The 366-nt window shown below is 46.7% G+C and carries 1 protein-coding gene; it reads right to left on the reverse strand.

Annotation, left to right across the window (positions count from 1 at the left end; all coding sequences use genetic code 11):
- On the reverse strand, positions 1-341 hold a 341-nt coding region (locus AB4486_RS25060; protein ID WP_372119406.1), incomplete at its 3' end, for a hypothetical protein.
- Between the last annotated feature and the right edge of the window lie 25 nt (positions 342-366).

Raw genomic sequence — 366 nt, forward strand, 5'->3', positions numbered from 1 at the left:
TGACGTTGCTCTTCACTATAATTTCGAATGCTTGAGCCATCACTCGTAGAGCGGTTCAAGACCAGATAAGCATGGTCTGGGTGCAGCTTGTCGTACGTTGACAACTCGCTAGATTTCATAATTACTGCAGGGTTTAATGTCTTCTGTAGCTGACAGATAGTCTCAGCCCGACCACCTTGCTCATCGCTTTCTCTATCCCCTAGGTCATCAATAATAACCAGTGGCAGCTCTCGTTCTCGCGTCACTTCTAGGAATTTGTCTGACACGTAGTTAGCTTGGAAATACCGTTGGGTGTATGGCACAGCATAAGCATCCAGAACAGCCCTCAGTACTTCCATCATTAAGTGCTCGGTATAGTTCACGCAG

The organism is Vibrio sp. 10N.222.55.C6, from assembly GCF_041473395.1.
In the GTDB taxonomy this organism is placed as follows: Bacteria; Pseudomonadota; Gammaproteobacteria; order Enterobacterales; family Vibrionaceae; genus Vibrio; species Vibrio crassostreae_C.